Genomic DNA, 20,196 nt, shown 5'->3' with positions numbered 1-20,196 from the left:
CAAGGGGAGCGATCACTCCCTACACAGCATGTACTGTATCTTACGAAAATCAAGATCGTAATGAGAGATACTGTGACTGAGCATAACCAGCAAAGGCGTGTCTGAGGCAGAGATTTGTAACTATTGCACTAGGGGGCATTATGGCTGGCAAAGTGATCACATCAGAAGTGTTTGTTGCCTATTCCCAATGCCCCCGTAAGGCATTTTTGCTCTTGTTCTCGGATGATCAGGGTGCGCCTCATGATTACCCGCGTATTCTGGAAGAACGGAGAAAAGCCCATCAAACTCAGTATCTTGAGGCTTTTAAGCAATCGCATGAGGATGCTAAACCCTATGACGAGAAGAATTTGAGGAAAGGTGAGGTTTTGGTTGAGGCAACACTCAGGGCGGAGTGTTGGGAAGCTGCTTGTGATGTTCTCACGAAGGTTGATCAGGGAGCATCAAGCCGAAAGGTCATATATGAGCCAACAATTGTCGTTGGGACTTATACCATCACGAAGGAACAGAAAACAGAGCTTTCGTTTATTGGGAAGGTTTTGGGACAGATCCAAAAGCAGTTACCTGCGGTGGGGACGATCGTGGGGATGGATGGTAAGGCGCATCGGGTGAAGTTGGAAAGCGGCTATAAAGCGATCGCTCCATTCCTGAAGACATTACAAGTGTGGATGGAGGAAAAGCCTGCTAAACCTCCGGCTTTGATCTTAAACAAGCATTGCCCATCTTGCCAATTTCGAGATCTATGCCGAGAACAGGCAGTGAAGGAGAATAATCTCAGCCTGTTAGATCGAATGACTCCGAAAGCAATTCAAAAATACAATAAGAAGGGAATCTTTACTGTTCAGCAGCTTTCTTATCTTTTCAAGCCTCGAAGAAATAGGAAACGAAAAATAAAAGTGCCCATAAAGCACAATCTAGAACTTCAAGCTCTGGCAATTAGAGAGCAAAAAATATATATCCAAGAATTGACAGAACCAACTGGAAAATTAGTTGAGTTGTTTTTAGATGTTGAGGGCATCCCAGATCAAAATTTTTATTATTTAATGGGGCTTATGATTTGCGAGGGAGAGAGTAATTCATACTACTCATTTTGGGCAGATACAGTTAAGGACGAGGAAAGGATATGGAAGCAGTTAATTGAGAAATTAAATGAATATCCTGAAGCACCAGTTTATCACTATGGTAGCTATGAGTTGAAAGTATTTGATGAACTACAGAAGAAATATCCGATTGATTGCGGAGTATTTCAGAATCGCTTGAAAAATATAAATTCTTATGTCTATGGAAAGATATACTTTCCTACATTTTCAAACGGATTGAAAGAAGTTGGTAACTTATTAGGTGCTTCTTGGACTTCTCCAATTGCATCTGGTTTACAAAGTCTTTTCTGGCGCTACAAGTGGGAATTGGAAAAAGAAGCTTTTTATAAAGAAGCTCTACTCACTTACAATATAGAAGATTGCAAAGCTCTAAAATTGATAAAAGACAAGATTTCTGATATTCAACATCAATCAAGCCCCCATTTCAAAATTGGTTTTGCTGATCAGGTGCAGAAACTTGAAACGGAGAAAGGAGCATCAGTTCATCAACATTTTGAAATAATCATTAAATCTGCTCATGCAGATTATGACAGAAACAAAATTAGTTTGAGGCAAAACAGGCTTGAACAAAGCAATCAAAGCAAAAGGACAGAACGCAAACAAGAGCGATGGCAAACGCATCGAAAAATAGTTCCTAAACCTCAGAAAGAAATTCAACTGCCCAAAGGAGAAAAATGTCCAGTTCATCAGAGTGTACCTCTTGAAAAGTCTCAAGAAGTATCTGAAAGGAAAATAATTGATTTGGTTTTCCTAAAAAATGGAGTCAAAAAAACAATCATAAGATATTGGGGTGAAAAAGGTTATTGTCCTAAATGTCTACGCCATCATATGCCGCCTGACATCAAGAAATTTGACAAGCAGCAAATATACGGGCACGGTTTTCAAGTTTGGATTGTATATCAAAGGTTGGTTTTGCGACTACCATATCGTGTTATCGTTCAAGCAATTGAAGAGCAATTCAATGAACGAATAAATATGGATACAGCCGTTCATTGCATCAGTTATGTTGCTCGCAATTACATTGATACTGAAAATATGATCATCAAACGATTACTAGAAAGTCCTTTTATTCATGCTGATGAAACGAAGATAAGCATTAATGGCGAGGATTGGTATGTTTGGGTATTCACGAACGGCGTCCAAGTCATTTTCAAGCTAAGTGAAACTAGAGAAGCAGTAGTAGCTCATGAAATATTATCTGGCTATCAAGGAATTTTGGTGTCAGATTTTTATCCTGGATATGACTCTCTAGAATGTCGACAGCAAAAGTGTTGGGTACACTTAATTAGAGATCTTAATAATGATTTGTGGAAAGAACCTTTTGACATTGAATTTGAAACTTTCATTCTAGAGGTGAGAAATTTAATCGTACCTATTTTTGAAACCATTGAAAGGTACGGCGTAAAGAAGCGGAATCTCAACAAATTCAAGAAAGAGGTGACTCAGTTCTATAAAACCTCTATTGACGGAATAAATTATCAGTCTGAAACAGTAATTAAATATCAAAAGCGATTTAAGCGTTATAGGGAGAGTTTGTTCAACTTTTTGGATCAAGATAAAGTCCCTTGGCATAATAATACAGCGGAAAATGCTATACGCCATTTTGCGATACAAAGAACAATATCTGGCTCTTTTTCTAAAACTACTACTAAAGATTATCTACTGTTACTCGGCATTAAGCAAACATGCCGTTTCCAGAATAAACCTTTTCTGAAATTCCTTCTTTCTGGGGAAAAGAATATTGATTGTTTTAAGGTTCCCAGACGTTCTAGAAGCACTCGACCTGTGGGTGCTCCAAAGAAATTAGAGCCAGTGTCTGATAAGGAGGAACTTACCAGCTCTTAAGAAATTGACTAAAATCTGTAGCCAAATCTATAATTCATCGCAAGTATCTCTTTCAGCATTACTCTCCATAGAGTTCTTTCAAATATGCCTGAATATTAGACTTTATCGGTAATAACTGTGCAGCTTAAGAATGGAGGAAAAAGCCATAGAAAATGACAATTTTGCGTAGAGAATTGATTGCCTTTTTTGTTTCCGATTAAGTCTATTGACTTCCAGATCCAGCAGTGTATCATCCACTGATTTGTATTCATCATCCCCTTCCCAGGGCATCCAACCCATGCCGATCGCGCCGCTCCCCTTCTGCAAAGCTCGAATTGAACAATGGAGTGTGGTGCAATCTTCCCGCAAGACATCACATTAGAAAGTTTTCTATCGATCATGGTTCTGTGATCAACCCCCTGCAAGTTGTGGGCAATCCATTCGAGGGCGATCGCAATCTAACGTTCAGTCATCAGTTCACCGATTCGCTTTAAGATTTGCAGAACAGTTTGGGCTTCATTAGGCAGCGTATAGAGCGAAAAAGCCCGCGATAGACCATATTGAGGAGTAGGTTGCTGAAGTAGCTTGATAAACAACACATCATCGCCATTGGTAATCATGCCAAAGAGAGATTGGTTAGGACTACTGTTCGCCATCATGTATGCCAGAGCCTGGGGCAACGCCGATCGCACAGAAATGCTGGTCTTTTTGGATTCCACAACCAACACCCAAAATTGATTCTGCATAATCAGCAGATCAATACGCCCCCGCAGGATTTCTTCCCCATCATTAAGTACCAATTCGATCGCTGTTTCCGATCTCATTCTGAACGGTGGATCGTAAAAGCCAGCAAGTTCCAGTAAGGGAGATGCTGCCAAGAGTGTAACGGAACCCTCTAATAGCTCATTGGTGGAGCGGTGATAAGCTAACCGCCGATACATCACCTCCAAGTCAGCGAGTTCTATGTCTGTCAGAGATGGCAAGGCATCAACCCATTCTCGGAAAAACTGTGGGTCAGAATTTCGTTGCAGCCCAAATTTCGCCTCTGCTTCGGCAAGACTTTTAACCGCATCCGTAACTGCAATGGTTTGTGCCATGATCCTATTCTGTCATAGCCCCTCCAATCTCAACATGAATTCTAATGTCAGTGCAGAGTTTGGCGAAGCATCAAGGGTTCAATTTTTGATCTGCTCGCTGCTCAGTCTCTTCCCTGCCCTCTGCTAATTGCTTGCCTTCCCTCACTCCCCGTAGATCTCCCTCAGATACTCCTGCACTCCTGCCTCCAGATCCAGCAGGGCATCATCCAGTGATTCGTATTCATCCTCGCCTTCCCAGGGCATCCCGCCCATGTCGATCGCTCGTACAAATGACGTTAATGGGCTATCGAGATCGTTACCAATTTCAATGATGCCCTGATGCTCATAAACCCATCGGGCAATATTGGGATACTTGTCTTCAAATGACTTTTTTGGCATAACCTGACACCTGGATTGAACGTTACATCATTAGCTTGAAAAAGAAAATTGTGAACCCAACCATGAGGATGAGATGGGGGAGATTGCTGAGCAAGGAGCGTGTGGTTATGCGTAACAGCGGATAGACACTGAAAACCAGAGCAGAGAGCAGGGTGACTCCCTGAAGAAACGCCGCCACATCTGCACTCCAGGTGAGAGTGGGTAAGCCCGTGCCGTTCAAGCCCAAGGTTCGCGCTAAGACAGGTAGAATTTGACCCGCTTCTGTGACTGCCGCTGGGACGTAGTGCGCCAGGTTTGCTGCCAGAGTAAAGGGCAGGTAGGCATAGATGACGGTGAGATAGGTGGGTTGTTTGGGGTCAAGCAGGCGGGCGATCGCATGAGTCCCATACGTCAATCCAAATGGAATACTCAGGAGCGCCAGGGCGATCGGTGTACTGGTCAGTAAATGATCCGCATCGATGGGAATATCGTGGAATCCTAGCCAGTCTAAAATTCGTTGGGCATGGTGCATAAACACCCCACCAAACAGCAGCAAGAGGAGGGCAGCTTCTGCCCAAAAGCCTTGGTGATGGTCTAGTAAGTCTGAGGTGGGAAAGCGCAGATTTAATTGCGCTGAGCGATTGGGACAGGCTTTGAGGCAGGTCATGCACAGCACACAGTCCCGGTTGTCCTGCAATTGAGCGGGATGAGAGTAGAGTGGACAACCGCCCGTTGCCTGTCCTTCAGTGAGTAGCGCATCGGCAAAGGTAACGGGGGTAGCGCGACTGCCTTTATAGCAGCCAAAGGTGCTGCACTGACTGCCGCACACCTGTTGGGTCGATCGCAACTCCACCATTGCCAGCTTGGCAAACATCCCGTTCATGCCACCGATCGGGCAGAGATAGCGACACCAGAGCCGCCGCTCATAAATCAAGCTAAAAATGACCGCTCCGGCGGTAATCGCTAAGAGCAACCAGGCAGATAAATAGGCATGGTGCGGTAAGTCCCAAAGCTTTTCCCACAGGTAAATTGCCCCAAAGCCACCAAACAAGATCCACGCTCCCCAGCGATTTAGCCATCGGGTATTCCAGGTGAGTTGCTGGCGCAGAAACAGCCAGAGGGAAAAACGGCGAATCCACTCTGCCGTAATCATAAAGGGGCAAACGGCACACCAGAGCCGACCGACAAAGACAAACAGAAACAGATAACCGGGCCACCACCACGCCCAAAAGAGATTGAGTGTCACGCTGCTATCTCGCGCTTGGGGACCCAGGAACCCGGCGATCGTCACGGGCACAAAAAATGCCATCATGACAATCCAAATGCCCTCTGGGTACCAGCGACTCAGCAACACTTGCCGCAGCCAGGGCACATGGGTGAGCAAATCTACGCGGAAGGCGTTCTTCGCCGACTGGACCGACCATAGAACTTGTTCTGAAATCACAACTTGCCCTGGTGGGGTCATGATCACCGCCCGATGCAGAATTTCTGCCAGTTCTGTGAGGTTGCCAGGATAGTCATAGCTAAGCAAGCGACGCAGATCCGACTGATCCAGATCTAGCAGTGGACGATTTTGTGCCTGACAGAACTGGGCTAAGAAGTAACGGGCAAACGCGGGAATATCTGCCTTGCGCTGGGGTAAGCTAAACAGCTTAATGGGAATGGCGTCTACCGCTGGCAGCTCGAGTTTGTCCGGCGCGGCAAAGATTAAGCGGACCCAGGACTGGACAGACTGGGGAGACTCGGTTGTCAGCGTGTTAGAACTACTCAGCCCATGATTCGGCAGGATGCCTCCCGTTTTGCAGTAGTCGAGCAGGCGGGCGCGATCGCCCTGACTCAACACCTGGACATTATTCAGCAATAGCGTTCCCCGCTCCAACAGTGCGAGAATGCCCGATTGTCCGCCGACTCTACCAAATAAGCAATCGGTATTGAGCCTACCCTCGTCTGATCGGGGTAACTTGGCACAATCTAGCTCAGCAAACGGCTGGTCTGCGAGTCCAGAACGGGCATGAATCAACCCTGCCAGAAAGGTTTTTCCAGTTCCGGGTTGGGCTTGAAACAAAACAGGTTTCAGAGTGGCAGCGGCTTGATCAATTTGTTCCACCAACTTTTGACTGACTTTGCTATCACCCAGGATTGTCTCCCCGGTTGGCACCGCTTGAATGTAGGACTGTAAGCCTTGAATCCGGCGTTGTTCTTGAGCAATACGGACACTGAGGGCGTTTAAGTCTTGCGCTAACAGGGCGTTGAACAGATGTTCAAGCTCGCTATACTGCTGCATTAACTGGCGAAACTGAATCTGGGGTAAAAACCAGATTTCGCTGGCAGTGAGGGCGATCGCCTGGGTCTGGTGTCTGCCGGTTTCGGGGTTTGCCATCAGTGACACATAGCCGAATAGCTCTCCAGCACTGCGAAACCGGATCAGAGATTTGCCAATCGGGGAAAGTCGAGAAATCTCGACTGCACCCCACTTCAGCAGGTACAGTCCAATGTTGTCTTGCCCTTCCTGATAGATCAGCGTTTGGGGTTCAACGCGAAAGCACTGCAATGACTGGGCGATCGCTTGCAATATCTCTGTTGGCAATTGTTCCCAAAGCCGATGAAAACTTAACCAATTCCGACACTCTTCAACAGCCTTGTCATCAGCCGTCACAGCAGTGACAATATCCATGCTTAAGGGCAAGGGCTGATCGGTCGCCGTCAGCCTGGAGTAGGTTTGGACAGAGGTTGTAGCAGTTGTTCCAGAATTCATACATCTGTTGCAGCGAACTGCATGATGAAAGGGAGGAGAGAGTAGGAGGGTAAACCTTCGATCATTCCACCCTTTTATTATCCTACCCTCACATTTTTCTTACTGTTCTCACAATGGTTTGACAGCAAGAACTTGTACGACAGCACTGTGCCCCTGATGGAACTGACCTTCCTGGATTTCTCGCTCCAATTCTTTGGCGTGGGTGAATTCCAACCCTTCTAGTTCTCGCTGGAGGGTTGTCAGTTCCATGGTCAGCTCGACAGTGGGTGGTCCCCCTGTTTTGAATGCCACTTGACGGGGCGTATAGGCTTCTAGCACAAATACTCCACCAGAGCACAATCCAGCCACCACTTGCCGATGGACATGAGCGCGGACGGTTGGGGGTAAATGGCAGAAGATCGAGACGATCGCATCCCAGGCGTTCGCTTGAATAGGAAATTCCGCTAGATCTGCCACGATGGTTTCAATCTCTACAGAACGCTCTGCTGCCAGCTTCCGAGCTTTTTCCAACCCGACAGGAGAGGCATCGACAGCGGTGACACGACATCCTTGTTGCGCCAGATACACCCCATTCCTGCCTTCCCCATCTGCCAGACAGAGAACCCGACCTTTAGGAACCTGCTGAACGGCTTCCACAAGAAAATCATTGGGGTTCTTGCCATACACATACTCAGCTTGGCTGTACCGTTCATTCCACATGATTGATATCGCAATTTAGGATGATGGAAGCTTGAGAGCGCGGGAGGTGGTGAGAGAGATGATGGAAAAAATCACACTCTCATCATTCCACTCTCTCACGACTCTCCACATGTATCTCAAACTACTTCGCCCCGGAATACAACATAGCTGCAAATGTTGTAAGCCAGCACGATCGAAATCAAGAGCTACGAATGAAATATCATGAACCTCCTTTTAGATAAACAACTACATAGTTATCCAGTATAATCCAATTGTAATGTGATGAGGAGAATTGCAAGATGGCTCAACCGCAGGCTGGTCAGACCCTTGACTTTCACAGCGACTCCTACCGTGATACTTTCAGTCGCATCAATGCCATTGTGATTGAGGGTGAACAAGAGGCTCACGATAATTTCATTTGTTTAGCTAAACTCTTACCCAAACACACAGAAGCATTAACCCGTCTTGGCAAGATGGAGTTTCGTCATCGCAAAAGCTTTGAAGCCTGCGGACGCAATCTTAATGTGATCCCCGATCTGGGGTTTGCCAAACAGTTTTTTGCCGAGTTGCGTCAAGCGTTCCAAACCGCGGTGGCAAATCAGCAGATCGCCACCTGTTTGCTGATTCAGGCACTGGTGATTGAATGCTTTGCGATCGCTGCTTACAAAAATTACATCCCTGTTGCCGACGACTTTGCTCGCAGCATAACAGAGTCAGTGGTTGCCGATGAATATGAGCATCTCAACTTTGGTGAAGTCTGGCTGAAGGCACATTTTGTAACGGTTAAAGATGAACTAGAAGCTGCAAATCGTCAGGTTTTACCGATTATTTGGCGGATGCTAAATCAGGTCGAATTGGATGCCAGAGGTATTGGTATGAATAAACAATCCTTAATTGAAGAATTTATCATTCGCTATGGTGAAGCGCTTAGCCAGATTGGTTTTAATACCCGTGAGATTCTCCGACTATCTAGTCAGGGATTAATAGCCGGATAAGTGTTAAGGCTCTAGCGATCGCCATTCACAGCTAATTGCCCCATTTACAGCCATTTTCATTTGTGTATGCCACATAAACCTTTCGTTTTGTCTGAATGCACAGGCATTCGCTGTGTGGCACTCGTCTGAAAACCGCTGTAAGTCAACTTCAATGAGGGGATAGACGTTCAACTATCCCTTCATTTCCTTTTTTAAGGGCTTTAGAAATGCAGACTGGGCAGACTGTTGGCGTTTGGTTTCCGTTGCAGCTAACACCAGGATTGCTCTCCGGGAGGATTGTGCAGCAATTCTCGAATATTCGCTTCAATGACCCGGTAGCCCACATTGCCATTGAGCTGTTGCCGTCCTTCATTAAAAATCAACGTCGGGCTGACCGATACCGTATGCTCTTTGATTAACTCAAAATCTTTGGAGAGTTGAGCGTATGCCTCACCGCTATCAATCTGTTCTTGAATCGCGGCGATCGGCAGTCCTAGGTCTTCGGCAAGGGAAAATTGCACGTTGCGATCGGAAACATTTGCCAGTTTGGTAAAAAATGCCTCCCGAAAAGCCCAGATTGCTTTTTCAAAAGCCTGCTCTGATTTGGGAATGATTCCCTTTATTTCTAGCAATTGAATCGCATGGAGAAACAAATGACAGGATGTAGATGAAGGTGGGATCACATCAGTCCAGATATCGGGATGAACAGTGATGTGATCGAACTTTTTCACGACTTCGTGAATGTGGTCGCTATAGCCTTTGAAACCGCCGCGATCGCGCCAGCGGTTCTCCAGCTTTTCACGGGCGTTACCAAAGACAGGAACGAAATGCGGCGCGATCTCAATCTTGTCTTGAAAGGTTGTTCGCAGCTCATCCAGGCGAATTTGAGCGATATAAGCCCAAACACAGAGAACATCAGAAAAGTAGGAGATATGAATAGGTGCCATTGGGGTTTGGGGATAGGAGAGTGGGAGGGTGGATGAATTTGTCTCAGGTAGGTAGTTTAGGCTTCAGTTAAAGGCTTCCTGAGTAATGCTTGGAGGCGCAAGGGAGTCTTGATCGCGTTTAATATGCTTAACCTGATCGCCGTAGTACATTAGCGGAATCACAACCAGAGTCAGGATAGAGGAGGTCAACATTCCGCCCAACAAAGCCCATGCCAGACCAGACCAGACGGGATCACCCAGGATAGATAGGGTGCCTAACATCGTGGTTACACTGGTCAACAGAATTGGACGAAAGCGGACGGCTCCGGCTTCCAGAATGGATTCTTTTAGGGCTGCGCCTTCTTTGAGTTTATCGCCAATAAATTCCAGCAGTACGATCGCATTTCGCACCACAATACCCGCCAGCGCAATCACCCCAATCATGGCGGTAGCACTGAAATAGACCCCATTAACGGCGAAGGCTAGCAGAATCCCAATCAACGCCAGGGGGATACTGCCCAGGATAATTAGCGGTACTTTGAAACTGCGGAATTGCCCTACCAAAATTAGATAAATTAGCAGCACAGCCACAAGCATGGCTAATCCTAAATCCCGAAACACGTCCAGGGTTAGTTTCCACTCTCCATCCCAGTGAATCCAGTAGCCGTCGGGAAGGGGATGCCGCCAAAAGTAAATTAGTTGATCGAGCACCGCATAGACGGAGGAGCGATCGCCCATTTCACCCATGACGTAGGTAACGGGACGCTGATCTTTGTGCAGAATGGGTTGATCAACGGTGGTGGGTTGGAAGGTGACTAACTCGGTGAGTGGCACTAAGCCACCCGCTGCCGTGGGGAGTTGAATCCGGGTGAGGTCATCAATGCTTTGACGGTTGGCATCGGCAAAGCGCACCTGAATGGACACGGGAGCCAGCTCTCCTGGCACTTGCAGGGTGGAAACCTGAGCACCCGCGATCGCCATATTCAGGGTTTGAGCAATGTCTTGGGTGGTGAGTCCGGCGCGGTTGACCTTTTCGCGATCGACCATCAGCCGCATCTGGGGCATCTGGTTTTTGACGGAGTCGTCAATATCCACGACTTCAGAGGTTTCAGCAAAGACCTGCCGGACTTGTTTGGTAAGCTGCCGCAAGGTCGGGTAATCGGGACCATAGATCTCAGCCAGCAGGGTAGAGCGAACGGGCGGACCCGGCGGATCTTCGACCAGTTTGGCGATCGCGTTGTGTTGTTGGGCAATCTCCGTTAGCTGAGGACGTAACCGCAAGACAATGCCCTCGGATTGGATGGAACGGGCATCTTTGTTGGTTAGATGCACCCGAATATCAGCAAAGTGTTCGCCAATGCGATCGGTGGCACCGCGCAACATGCCGTTAAAGTCGATCGGTGCGCCCACTCCCACATAGGTTTCAAAATTTGTCACATCTGGGTCTTGCCGCAGCACGGTTTCCATGTCCTGCACCATGCGATCGGTTTCTGCCAGTTCTGTTCCCAGGGGCGCATCGAGCTGCACCAGGAATGTGTCTTTATTGGCTTTGGGCAACATCCGAAACTTGACGGTTTGGGTCAGCGGCAGCAGAAAAGATGCCAGCAGCAATCCGGTGATGACTAGAAAAACAAAGCGGCGACGACTCGCAGAATCCAACAGGGGGGACATAATCCGGTGATACAAACGATAAATACGAGTGTGGTGGATTGGGGCTGAAGCGACTTCTTCCCCTTGCTCCGCAGATCGTGACGATCGGGGATTAATTTTGATCAATCGCAGGGCCAAAAACGGGGTGACGGTGAGTGCCAATGTCGTACTCACGATCATCGCTACGGGCACATTAAAGGGAATCGGCCCCATGTAGGGACCCATCATCCCCGTGACAAATGCCATCGGAACGAAGGCGAGGATAACAGTCACGGTCGAGAGAATGACGGGAGTGCCCAATTCGTTGACCGCCCCGATCGCCGCCCGGGTTTTTTCTCGCCAGCTCATCCCTGGTTTTGCTTCAAAGTAACGGTGGATGTTTTCAGTGACGGCGATCGCGTCATCCACCAGGGTTCCTAATGCCAGAATCAGGGCAAATAGGGTAATCCGGTTGATCGTCTGTCCTGAAACCCAGCCCACTGCTAAGGTGCCAGACAGCGTCAGGGGAATCACAAAAGCCACGATCGCAGACTCCCGCCAGCCCAAAAAGATCACCAACAATCCCACCACGGTGAGAATGGCAATGCCCAAACTTTGATAGAGATCCCCCACCGCCCTGGCGGCGGTCTGACCATCGTTGCGCGTCACGGCGATCGTAATTCCGGGCGGCAGTTGTGGTTTTAATTCATCAACCCGCTTAAAGATCTGTTGAGCCACGGTGACAGCATTGGTGCCCTTTTGTTTGGCAATGCCGATCGTGATGGCAGGTTGAGCAACAAATTCGCCTTTGGGTTGGGCTTTGGAGTCGGGGTAGGGAAGGCTAGTATCCCAGTCCTGTCGATACTGAATGCGTGACAGGGTAGTGCGATCGCCAAAGTCATCCACAACAGTTGCCACATCCCGCAGGTAAATCGGGGAGGTGGATCCCTGTCCGACCCCAACGATAATTTCGCCCACGTCGGTTGCCGATTGCAACAGATTGCCCCCGTCAATAAACAGGCGAGTCGTCCCTACCGAAACATCTCCCGCTGGCAGGCGCACATTTTCGCCCTGAAGCCGTTGGGCAATCTGGGCAGATGATAGTTTATAGCTAGCCAGTTTGTCGGGGTCGAGGTCTACTCGGATAGCGCGGGGTTTTCCGCCTGTGATGGTCAAATTGGCAGTATTGGGAATGCTCCGCAGATCTTCCAGCAGTCGCTCTCCAACGCGGCGCAGTTGATTGTCGCTGTAGTGCTTGCCCGTAACCGTCAGCGTCACGATCGGCACGTCGTCAATAATGACCGGTTTGACCAGATAGCGAGCACCAGACGGCAACAAATCCTGATAACTATACAAATGGTTTTGTAGCTTAAACAGCGAGTCTTCCCAGTTTTGCCCGACAAAAAATTGCACCGTAATTTTGGCACCCGAATCTTGCGACGCAGAGTAAATGTGCTCTACGCCCGATAGTTCTCGCAGTTTTGCCTCGATCGGAGTGGTTAAGGTCTTTTCGACGACCTCGGCGGGTACTCCAGGGTAGGGCAGATAGACCTCTGCTGCCGGAACTACAATCTGCGGGTTCTCTTCTTTGGGGGTTAGCATCACGGCTCCCAGCCCAAAAATCACCAGGGTGGCAATCACCAAGATGGTTAGCTGGGAGTTGATGAAATAGGCGGTAATCCGTCCGATCAGACTGTAGTTTGGGGAGGTGTCAGTGGAGGGAGACATAAGGAGTTGCAGGTCTGGGGAAATTAATTGATCTGGACAGGGGTGCCGTCTTTCAGATTAGGGTCGGGGTCTAGAATCACCAGATCTCCTTTTGTCAGCCCTGAGAAGACCTCGATATCAGCAGCGCGAGGTTTGCCTGTTGTGATGGGTTGGAAAGAGGCGTGACGGTTGACTACTTTGTAGATTCCAGTAATGCCAAACTGCTGCACGATAGCCGCTTGAGGAATCATCAGAGCGGTGCGATCGCGGGCATTTGGGGTCGCAGTTTGATGACTTAATTGGAGTCGCCCAAACATTCCCGGAATCATGTCTGAAGTTTGATTGAGCAGAACTTTGACCGTAAAGTTACGAGTGGCGGGATCGGCTGACGGAATGATCTGGCTAACTGTACCTGATACGTCTCGATTTAAGGCATCCAGACGCACAGAAACCTTTTGTCCTTGGCGGATTTGGGTGATCAGGGATTCCGGCACCTGGGTGGTAAACCGCAGGCGATCGCTACTTTCTAGCGTCAACAAGGTTTGCCCTGCACCTGCCATTGCGCCCACTTCTGTATGCTTGTGCGTCACAACCCCATCAAACGGCGCGGTAATGATCCCATAGTTGAGGTTTGCAGACACCTGGGACACCTGTGCCTGCGCCTGGGACACCTGTGCCTGCGCCTGGTTCACCATTGCTTGAGATTGGCGAATTCCGGCTCGGATTTGTTGCAGCCGTGCCTGGGTGGTTTGCACCCGCGTATTTGCCTGATCGAGCAATTGCTGGCTCACCGCGCCTTCAGACTGCAACACACTCATGCGGCGTTGCTCTAGTTGGGCATCTGCCAATTGGGCTTCTGTTTCGACCAACTGGGCGCGCGCCTCTTGCAATCGCCCCTGGGCATTGAGGTAATTGGACTGCGCCATATTTACCCCAGCGATCGCCTGACCGTTTTGCGCTTGAATATCTGCAACATCAATCACAACAAGTGTTTCACCGGCTTTGACGCGATCGCCTTCCTGCACAGGCAGTTGTCGAATCATCCCCATCACCCGACTGGTCAACGTGACGGTTTCTATTGGCTCCACCGTTCCAGTGAGGATGCGGTTAGCGTTGATGCTTTGCAAACGGGCGATCGTCGTTTTGACTTGAACTGACGCTGCGGTTGCCGATACCGGAGCAATGGCTGACTGCCCTTTATCTCCAGCCCGATCTCCAGCTTGACTGAACCACCACCCCGCCCCACCCGAAACCAGCATCAACCCTACCACTAACCCGATCGTGCGAAGGTATTTCAGTCGCAACGAGGATTTGACAGGCGGATGGGATAGCTTGTCCATCGTCATGATTTCATCTCCTGTTGCGATGCTTGATGACCACGCTGTATGGGATATCCTGCACCTTGCCATGCCATCAACCCACCTTGCAGGTTGTAGACCTGACGGTAGCCTTGATTAATCAGCCATTGAGCCGCGATCGCACTACGATGCCCAGAGAGACAAGTAATGGCGATCGGCTGATCTTTAGGAATATCTTTCAAAATGCGGTTTTGGTTTAATCGCTGCGCTCCCGGAATATGTCCTATCCAGTATTCAAACCAACCTCTGACATCAACGACCAACAATTGATTTTTTCGTGCCCTTAGTTGAGCAGGAGTGAGTAGCACTGGATTTGTAAATTGTTTGTTGGTTGATTTTGATTTCATGATCTATTCCTTCTTTAATCTTGTCATCTCGCTATTCCACCACCGCATCTCTTCAAACTCGGCTCATCACTGAAAACGACTTAATGAAAGGTCCTGCCATGCGGGGGTCTTTAATCATGGCGGTGTAATCTCCGACTCGAAATTGCAGTTTGCGGCTTATATACGCCATACTTAAGCCCATCATGTTCAATCCTTTTGTTTTCCACTGTTGCCAGTGGTCGCGATCGGCTCGTAAATCCCAGTTCAGCTTTTGTCCGTTATACGCTCCTGCTGAAACCACTCGTCCTGATTCAACAGTGAGCACTCCCAGCGGGTTTGGATCGTTCTCAAAACCGTAGCCAATCACAGAATTAAAATGAATCTTAGCAAGAGCATCAGCCAGTTCTGGTTCTGTATTCCATTGCTCACCAAATGCCTGCATCCATTCGGGTGAAAATAAGTCTGCCATTGATGTTCTCCAAGTATGTGAATAAATAGTGGGTAGAAATATGAGAGCGAGTGAGTGGGTGATAGACAACTTGCCCAGGGGCTTCTTCCAGTTGTCGGATAGCGGCAGCGGCACTGGGAGGATTCAGCAGTCCCAACCCTAAGAAAACACCCAGCACGATCGCTCCTAACAAAAGCAACCAGGAAAAGATTTTTCGGATACGACATCCCATGACGATTGCGTCCTACTAATGATTTCAAGCTTTACGAATCCGAGCACACAAAGAAAGTAAATCCATATCAATGACCCGGTAATATCGCCAAACTCCTTCCCGGCGACAATCCACAACTCCAGCAGCTTTCATCAGCCGTAAGTGTTTGGAGACATTGCCTTGAAGTAATCCGGTGCGATCGCAAATTTCTTGCACGCTACGTTCCTGGTTGCATAGGGCGGCTAAGATTTGCAGCCGGGTAGGTTCTGCCAGGATCTTGAATCGGCTTGCGAGTGCCTCTAGTTCGCCAGGATTGAAGACAATTTCCATAGCCCTTGCTTTACTCCAGTAAATTGGGATGGCGATGGACGCTGATTAGGTAATGAAGTACTCCCCTTAAAGCACGCCAGTCAACGACAAGATGAATGACGGTAATGCCCAAGGCAATCACACTCATGACAAAATGCACATCGCCCCATTCATGCCGCGTTAGCCCTAAGAACAACAGCAGTCTTCCCGCCCCTGCTCCCCTCGGCGCAAACCACAGCAGAAAGCCTGTGAATGCTGCCAAACTCCAACTAAGCAGGAGTGCGATCGCCACCACTGCCCGAGCATAAGCTTTGGGATTAATTGAGCGTCTGGACTTCATCTTGTCGCCACCTCCGATTCTGTAGAAGGCTGATCAGTTTCATACTTTACCTGCATACGCTCTGTGCTTGGAGCAATCGGTTCTACCAGCGGTAGCCCGATCGCCCGAAAGCCCCACCGCTCGAACCAGGGAATCGTCCAGCCCAGGCGCATCTTCGTCATAAAGTATTTCTCAAAGCCTGCTTTCATCCACGCTACCCAGATGCCGTGAAAGGTGAGTGCACGGTGGCGATGCCCTGACTCATCTGGCAGCAGCGGATCGGCTAAAAAGAGCGCTCCAGTATCACCAAAATCTGCGAAGCAAATCGCTTGAAGGGTAGGTTGGTACTGAGGACCAGATGTGACCCCTAACTCCAGGGCAATATTATAGGCAACTGCCATCGCCATCTCTTCGCTCATCAATCCCACCTTGGGAGCGCCCGTAGGAATGGGGGTTTGCTCCACTGCTTTGAGTTGAGTGATCACTCCCACCGCGTAAATCGACTCAAAGTCAGGGTGACGATAGGTGGGCAATACGGGGATAAACCCCTTGGCATCGGTTAAGCCCGGTGCTTCCCGCAGGAAACGGGGTCCCCGGAAGGGCGGCAAGACCATCACAAATTTAGCTGGAATCTTGCGCCCATCTACCAGGTGAACCGCGTCTGGTTCAAAATGCGAAATGGCGGTGTTTTCCATCAGCTCAATTTCCCGAGCCGCCATGAATTTACGCATCAGCCAGCGAGAGTTCGCCATCCCGCCGATGCCCAGATGTCCGGCGTAAGGTTCTGAGGTAATGAAGGTGATCGGGACTTGCGTTCGCTTTGGCGTTGCGGAGCAACTTCGCAATCCCTTCTGCTTCAAAACGTGATGGATCAAGAAGGCAAACTCATAGGCAGGTCCAAAACAACTGGCTCCTGGTGCGGCACCCACGACAATCGGACCTGGGTCGGCTAAGAATTTCTCCCAAGCTTCCCCTGCTAACACGGCATGATGCGGATTACACACTGATTGGGTATAACCGCCCTCCGGTCCCAAGCCTGGTAGGGCATCCAGTGCCAGTTCCGGACCCGTAGCAATAACAGCATAGTCATAGTCCAGCGTTTGTTCACCTTGGCGTTGCGGAGCAATCTCGGCTATTGTAATCTGACGGGATCTGGGATCAATAGCCGTGACAGCCGCGTGAATAAACTCAATGCCATGCTGAGAAACAGTCTTGTCCAAATCTAATTGGATGCGATCGAGAGACTTTAAGCCCAATCCAACCCACGGCAACGATGGCACAAAGGTAAACTTCGGTTGATTTGAAATGAGCGTGATCTGATGTTCACGTGGCAAGGCGTGCCTCAACTCATAGGCAGCAGGCAATCCTCCCAGTCCAGCACCAATGACAACAACACGAGCCATAGTAAAGACTCCTAAAAGTAAGTTTTTAATCGAGTTTTGAATAACAAAGAGATGAAGCCTAGGAGACTGAGAGGGCGTGCTTGATCTCGTCATCCCGTCATCTCATTCCCCCTCTCTCACTCCCAGTTTTTTCAGTAACACGATCAACGGACACCAGTTAGTAAACGCCGATTGCAGCAGGTTCAGCCCACAAACGCGGTCAACCATAACTAGCTGGATTAACTAATGATAGCGACAGGCTCATGAGTACCATACTGCCTGCAACCAAACGTATCCACTGATGCGGAGTCCAGGACTACTTACGGCTGGTCATCAGCTTCAGCATGTCACCTCCAGGGAGCAACAAGATTATTATACTACTATACAGTCATATGGTCAATTATTTATATTGTTGCAAAACGTTTGCACTCTCATCGGCAAAGGCTTACTGATAAAATGTTCCGCCCAACTACAAAGTTAGAATGATTGCCGCTGAATCGCTTGGAGGTATCAAATGTCAATTATCCTGACCGATTCGCGTCAATTATTTTGACCGCTTTTTGTCATCAGAAAGAGAGCGTTGCTTAGCCTGCATTATTCGTAAGGGTGTCAGACGGCAGACAAATGAGCCCAGGCTAACTAAAAGTTGCTCAAGTCAAGAACAAGCCGTTGAGAAGGTTAAGAAACAGTAACAACAATGGCTAAAATAGCCCGAAATCCGAGCCAATCGACACACTACTCGACAAGACCAAAACTGCGGCGCGGTTCGTCCGTATCCCAATCTGCAACAAAAATGGTCCTCAGGACGGGTGGAAGCACTCCGGCGAAGTGAATGGCTTCTGGAATCGTCAACCGCCGCCGAAAGGTTTGCAAGACTCCCTGTACCATTGTATAGGTTTGATTGGTTGTCGTGAGACCCGCAGCTTCGCGGGCATCCAACAAAAACTGCTCAAATTCGATGGAGGCACATCGATATTTAGGTGGAACTGGCATCCAAATTAGCTCCTTTTTGTTGTAGATGATAATTCAAGAATTGGGCGAGTCTTTTCCAAGCATCTGCGGCGACTGTCGGGTTGTAGTCCGATCGCTCATTGCAAAAGAAGCCATGTCCTGCATCAGGATAAATCTTCAACGTGTAGTCTTTGCCCAGTTCTCGGAATCGAGCATCGATTTGTTGGATGCGATCGCTCGAAATAAAGATGGTGTCATTTATGCTTTCGCAACATCCGATACTTTGGTAATCAACTGTAAGGACTATGCAACCTCCTCACTTCCTACTCACTCCCCTTTTACTCTCTGCCCTCTGCCTTCTCTCCTCCCTTGCCGTTCGGCTGATCGCTCAGGTCGAAGCCTCAACCAGGTATTTTTCCAGGTCATCAAGTATCTTATGAGCTGCAAGAATATTCAATCCCCGCCAAACGGAAAAATCGACGATATGCACTTGATCAGTCTGAACTGCTTTGAGCTTAGACCATAAAGGTTTTTGTTGAAGCCGCTCGATCGCAGAATGATCATCTTTTCGCAGCGGCGCTATAAAAATCACATTACTATCAATTTGTGGTAGAAGTTCTTCAGAGATCGGGAGGTCAATATCCCCGGAGTCTGCAAATAGCGGATTCAGTACTCCAACATCATGCAAAACACCACCAGCAAACGATTTTTGACGAGTGATTACCAATTGTCCAGAAGCAATGAAGGCAAATGATATACGGGGTTGGATCTGGTGATTGCTCAATAAACCTTTTAGTTGTTCAGCCCGATAATAGTAATCTTCCATAAGGTTGTCAGCCAATATGTCTTTTTCAAAGACTCTTGCAGTTTCTCTAAGATGGTTTTTCCAGTCTCCTCTGGTTTCTACCCAGGGCAAAACGACGGTTGGCGCAATGCGTGGTAACTGTTGATAAATTCCTTCAAATCCCGGATGGGAAATGACAACAATTAAGTCAGGACGGAGCATTAGTAACCTTTCTAAATTGACCTGACCAGATGAGCCGCGTAAAATTTCTACTCCATCTGCCTTGCCCTCAAAGTATGGAAAGTCTGCTTCTATTTCTGTGGTGATCCAGGTAGCGATCGGTTGTATATCGAGCGCTAGAACAGCCGCCAGACTATTGAAATCCAACGTAACAATTCGCTTTAGGTTGAGGGGAATACAGGTTTCGCCTCTGACATGCTGTACAACTCGGCACTCTCCTGTTGGAGACTCAAGGTTTAGTTTGTTGATTGGTTGAGCAAGATCACGACATGCCGACAGAACTGTAAATACTAAAAGTCCCAATGCAAATAAGGCAATTAAGCGATGCCCAAGTATTTTCATCCAGGTATCTCCTCACTCAACAGCGAAGTTTTAGGATCGACTGCTGACTTTCGACTCGATTGTTGAGTAGGGTGGACTAAATATTGCTCGATATCATCTAGCACAGCATGAGCAGCAAGAAAATCAAAGCCATACCAGGTTTGAAAATCGACGAGATAGACCTGATCGTGCTGTACAGCTTTAATTTTAGACCATAGAGGTCTACGCCAAAAGCGCTCTAGAATAGAGTGATCATTTTCTTGATAAGCACCAACAAAAAGCACATCACTGTCAATTTCTGAAAAGGCTTCTTCGGAAACTGGTAATGCCAGGGAGTCCGCTAACTTAGAAGATAATAAACCGATCAGAAGTGTTGAATCCAGATATAAAACTTCATATTTCAGTGGACACTTCAATGGACAAGTGCCTCTGGGAGGAAATCATAGCTCCAGTGGACGATGGAGCAACGACGACTGAATTCTAATTGTAAATAGCGAAACTTA

20 protein-coding genes are annotated in these 20,196 nt (G+C 48.2%); 2 read left to right on the top strand and 18 right to left on the bottom strand.

Annotation, left to right across the window (positions count from 1 at the left end; translation table 11 throughout):
* The first annotated feature begins 140 nt into the window (after nt 1-140).
* Nucleotides 141-2,942: an IS66 family transposase gene (tnpC, locus tag AC1S52_RS00245; protein WP_482027029.1), complete on the top strand. Its 2,802-nt coding sequence runs from the start codon at nt 141-143 to the stop codon at nt 2,940-2,942.
* A 437-nt stretch (nt 2,943-3,379) separates the two neighbouring features.
* On the opposite strand, the gene AC1S52_RS00240 is transcribed toward tnpC, so the two are convergent.
* The 4 genes from AC1S52_RS00240 to AC1S52_RS00225 all read right to left on the bottom strand — a co-directional run bounded on the left by AC1S52_RS00240 (nt 3,380) and on the right by AC1S52_RS00225 (nt 7,829).
* Entirely contained in the window at nt 3,380-4,018 is a 639-nt protein-coding gene (locus AC1S52_RS00240) for a type I restriction endonuclease (protein ID WP_482027028.1), read from the bottom strand.
* A 141-nt stretch (nt 4,019-4,159) separates the two neighbouring features.
* A complete protein-coding gene (locus AC1S52_RS00235) occupies nt 4,160-4,396 on the bottom strand; it encodes a hypothetical protein (RefSeq protein WP_482027027.1) in 237 nt (78 codons plus the stop codon).
* Between the two features lie 22 nt (nt 4,397-4,418).
* Entirely contained in the window at nt 4,419-7,130 is a 2,712-nt protein-coding gene (locus tag AC1S52_RS00230; RefSeq protein ID WP_482027026.1) for a cyclic nucleotide-binding domain-containing protein, read from the bottom strand.
* Between the two features lie 108 nt (nt 7,131-7,238).
* Nucleotides 7,239-7,829 (bottom strand): SAM-dependent methyltransferase, encoded by a 591-nt coding sequence (locus AC1S52_RS00225; protein ID WP_482027025.1) that lies wholly within the window; start codon nt 7,827-7,829, stop codon nt 7,239-7,241.
* 278 nt (nt 7,830-8,107) lie between these two features.
* On the opposite strand from AC1S52_RS00225, the gene AC1S52_RS00220 reads away from it, so the two are divergent.
* On the top strand, nt 8,108-8,803 hold the full coding sequence (locus tag AC1S52_RS00220; RefSeq protein WP_482027024.1) for an aldehyde oxygenase (deformylating): 696 nt from the start codon (nt 8,108-8,110) through the stop codon (nt 8,801-8,803).
* A 3-nt stretch (nt 8,804-8,806) separates the two neighbouring features.
* Here the strand turns inward: AC1S52_RS00220 and AC1S52_RS00215 are convergent, their stop codons facing one another.
* The 14 genes from AC1S52_RS00215 to AC1S52_RS00150 all read right to left on the bottom strand — a co-directional run bounded on the left by AC1S52_RS00215 (nt 8,807) and on the right by AC1S52_RS00150 (nt 20,109).
* Nucleotides 8,807-8,974 (bottom strand): hypothetical protein, encoded by a 168-nt coding sequence (locus tag AC1S52_RS00215; RefSeq protein WP_482027023.1) that lies wholly within the window; start codon nt 8,972-8,974, stop codon nt 8,807-8,809.
* A gap of 77 nt (nt 8,975-9,051) precedes the next feature.
* On the bottom strand, nt 9,052-9,729 hold the full coding sequence (locus AC1S52_RS00210) for a DsbA family oxidoreductase (protein ID WP_482027022.1): 678 nt from the start codon (nt 9,727-9,729) through the stop codon (nt 9,052-9,054).
* Nucleotides 9,730-9,792: 63 nt separating this feature from the next.
* A complete protein-coding gene (locus tag AC1S52_RS00205; RefSeq protein WP_482027021.1) occupies nt 9,793-13,065 on the bottom strand; it encodes an efflux RND transporter permease subunit in 3,273 nt (1,090 codons plus the stop codon).
* Nucleotides 13,066-13,088: 23 nt separating this feature from the next.
* Nucleotides 13,089-14,390, bottom strand: coding sequence for an efflux RND transporter periplasmic adaptor subunit (locus AC1S52_RS00200; protein ID WP_482027020.1), 1,302 nt, complete (start codon nt 14,388-14,390; stop codon nt 13,089-13,091).
* Nucleotides 14,387-14,749, bottom strand: a complete 363-nt coding sequence (locus tag AC1S52_RS00195) for a rhodanese-like domain-containing protein (RefSeq protein ID WP_482027019.1) — start codon at nt 14,747-14,749, stop codon at nt 14,387-14,389. Before AC1S52_RS00195 ends, AC1S52_RS00200 begins: the two co-directional genes overlap by 4 nt.
* A gap of 52 nt (nt 14,750-14,801) precedes the next feature.
* Nucleotides 14,802-15,197: a hypothetical protein gene (locus tag AC1S52_RS00190; RefSeq protein ID WP_482027018.1), complete on the bottom strand. Its 396-nt coding sequence runs from the start codon at nt 15,195-15,197 to the stop codon at nt 14,802-14,804.
* Complete coding sequence (locus AC1S52_RS00185; RefSeq protein WP_482027017.1) at nt 15,154-15,408, bottom strand: hypothetical protein; 255 nt, start codon at nt 15,406-15,408, stop codon at nt 15,154-15,156. The genes AC1S52_RS00190 and AC1S52_RS00185 overlap by 44 nt, the downstream gene beginning before the upstream one ends.
* 24 nt (nt 15,409-15,432) lie before the next feature.
* The gene (locus tag AC1S52_RS00180; protein WP_482027016.1) at nt 15,433-15,717 is read right to left on the bottom strand and encodes an ArsR/SmtB family transcription factor; all 285 of its coding nucleotides are present in this window, start codon (nt 15,715-15,717) and stop codon (nt 15,433-15,435) included.
* Nucleotides 15,718-15,727: 10 nt separating this feature from the next.
* Nucleotides 15,728-16,036, bottom strand: a complete 309-nt coding sequence (locus AC1S52_RS00175; protein ID WP_482027015.1) for a DUF4405 domain-containing protein — start codon at nt 16,034-16,036, stop codon at nt 15,728-15,730.
* On the bottom strand, nt 16,033-17,418 hold the full coding sequence (locus tag AC1S52_RS00170) for an NAD(P)/FAD-dependent oxidoreductase (protein ID WP_482027014.1): 1,386 nt from the start codon (nt 17,416-17,418) through the stop codon (nt 16,033-16,035). The genes AC1S52_RS00175 and AC1S52_RS00170 overlap by 4 nt, the downstream gene beginning before the upstream one ends.
* Nucleotides 17,419-18,132: 714 nt before the next feature.
* On the bottom strand, nt 18,133-18,390 hold the full coding sequence (locus AC1S52_RS00165; protein WP_482027013.1) for a DUF2267 domain-containing protein: 258 nt from the start codon (nt 18,388-18,390) through the stop codon (nt 18,133-18,135).
* The gene (locus AC1S52_RS00160) at nt 18,374-18,592 is read right to left on the bottom strand and encodes a dienelactone hydrolase family protein (RefSeq protein WP_482027065.1); all 219 of its coding nucleotides are present in this window, start codon (nt 18,590-18,592) and stop codon (nt 18,374-18,376) included. The genes AC1S52_RS00165 and AC1S52_RS00160 overlap by 17 nt, the downstream gene beginning before the upstream one ends.
* Nucleotides 18,593-18,736: 144 nt before the next feature.
* Nucleotides 18,737-19,714: an iron-siderophore ABC transporter substrate-binding protein gene (locus AC1S52_RS00155; RefSeq protein WP_482027012.1), complete on the bottom strand. Its 978-nt coding sequence runs from the start codon at nt 19,712-19,714 to the stop codon at nt 18,737-18,739.
* The gene (locus AC1S52_RS00150; protein WP_482027011.1) at nt 19,711-20,109 is read right to left on the bottom strand and encodes an ABC transporter substrate-binding protein; all 399 of its coding nucleotides are present in this window, start codon (nt 20,107-20,109) and stop codon (nt 19,711-19,713) included. Before AC1S52_RS00150 ends, AC1S52_RS00155 begins: the two co-directional genes overlap by 4 nt.
* Between the last annotated feature and the right edge of the window lie 87 nt (nt 20,110-20,196).

The organism is Kovacikia sp. CALU 1929, assembly GCF_056784235.1.
This window is presented reverse-complemented; position numbering and strand designations above follow the sequence as displayed.

What these genes read in the sequence shown, in the direction of transcription:
- AC1S52_RS00225 (WP_482027025.1), bottom strand. Translation starts at nt 7,829, where the DNA reads ATGTGGAATGAACGGTACAGCCAAGCTGAGTATGTGTATGGCAAGAAC.
- AC1S52_RS00205 (WP_482027021.1), bottom strand. Translation starts at nt 13,065, where the DNA reads ATGTCTCCCTCCACTGACACCTCCCCAAACTACAGTCTGATCGGACGG.
- AC1S52_RS00220 (WP_482027024.1), top strand. Translation starts at nt 8,108, where the DNA reads ATGGCTCAACCGCAGGCTGGTCAGACCCTTGACTTTCACAGCGACTCC.
- AC1S52_RS00185 (WP_482027017.1), bottom strand. Translation starts at nt 15,408, where the DNA reads ATGGGATGTCGTATCCGAAAAATCTTTTCCTGGTTGCTTTTGTTAGGA.
- AC1S52_RS00175 (WP_482027015.1), bottom strand. Translation starts at nt 16,036, where the DNA reads ATGAAGTCCAGACGCTCAATTAATCCCAAAGCTTATGCTCGGGCAGTG.
- AC1S52_RS00195 (WP_482027019.1), bottom strand. Translation starts at nt 14,749, where the DNA reads ATGAAATCAAAATCAACCAACAAACAATTTACAAATCCAGTGCTACTC.
- AC1S52_RS00235 (WP_482027027.1), bottom strand. Translation starts at nt 4,396, where the DNA reads ATGCCAAAAAAGTCATTTGAAGACAAGTATCCCAATATTGCCCGATGG.
- AC1S52_RS00240 (WP_482027028.1), bottom strand. Translation starts at nt 4,018, where the DNA reads ATGGCACAAACCATTGCAGTTACGGATGCGGTTAAAAGTCTTGCCGAA.
- AC1S52_RS00155 (WP_482027012.1), bottom strand. Translation starts at nt 19,714, where the DNA reads ATGAAAATACTTGGGCATCGCTTAATTGCCTTATTTGCATTGGGACTT.
- AC1S52_RS00165 (WP_482027013.1), bottom strand. Translation starts at nt 18,390, where the DNA reads ATGCCAGTTCCACCTAAATATCGATGTGCCTCCATCGAATTTGAGCAG.
- AC1S52_RS00230 (WP_482027026.1), bottom strand. Translation starts at nt 7,130, where the DNA reads ATGAATTCTGGAACAACTGCTACAACCTCTGTCCAAACCTACTCCAGG.
- tnpC (WP_482027029.1), top strand. Translation starts at nt 141, where the DNA reads ATGGCTGGCAAAGTGATCACATCAGAAGTGTTTGTTGCCTATTCCCAA.
- AC1S52_RS00200 (WP_482027020.1), bottom strand. Translation starts at nt 14,390, where the DNA reads ATGACGATGGACAAGCTATCCCATCCGCCTGTCAAATCCTCGTTGCGA.
- AC1S52_RS00190 (WP_482027018.1), bottom strand. Translation starts at nt 15,197, where the DNA reads ATGGCAGACTTATTTTCACCCGAATGGATGCAGGCATTTGGTGAGCAA.
- AC1S52_RS00180 (WP_482027016.1), bottom strand. Translation starts at nt 15,717, where the DNA reads ATGGAAATTGTCTTCAATCCTGGCGAACTAGAGGCACTCGCAAGCCGA.
- AC1S52_RS00210 (WP_482027022.1), bottom strand. Translation starts at nt 9,729, where the DNA reads ATGGCACCTATTCATATCTCCTACTTTTCTGATGTTCTCTGTGTTTGG.
- AC1S52_RS00170 (WP_482027014.1), bottom strand. Translation starts at nt 17,418, where the DNA reads ATGGCTCGTGTTGTTGTCATTGGTGCTGGACTGGGAGGATTGCCTGCT.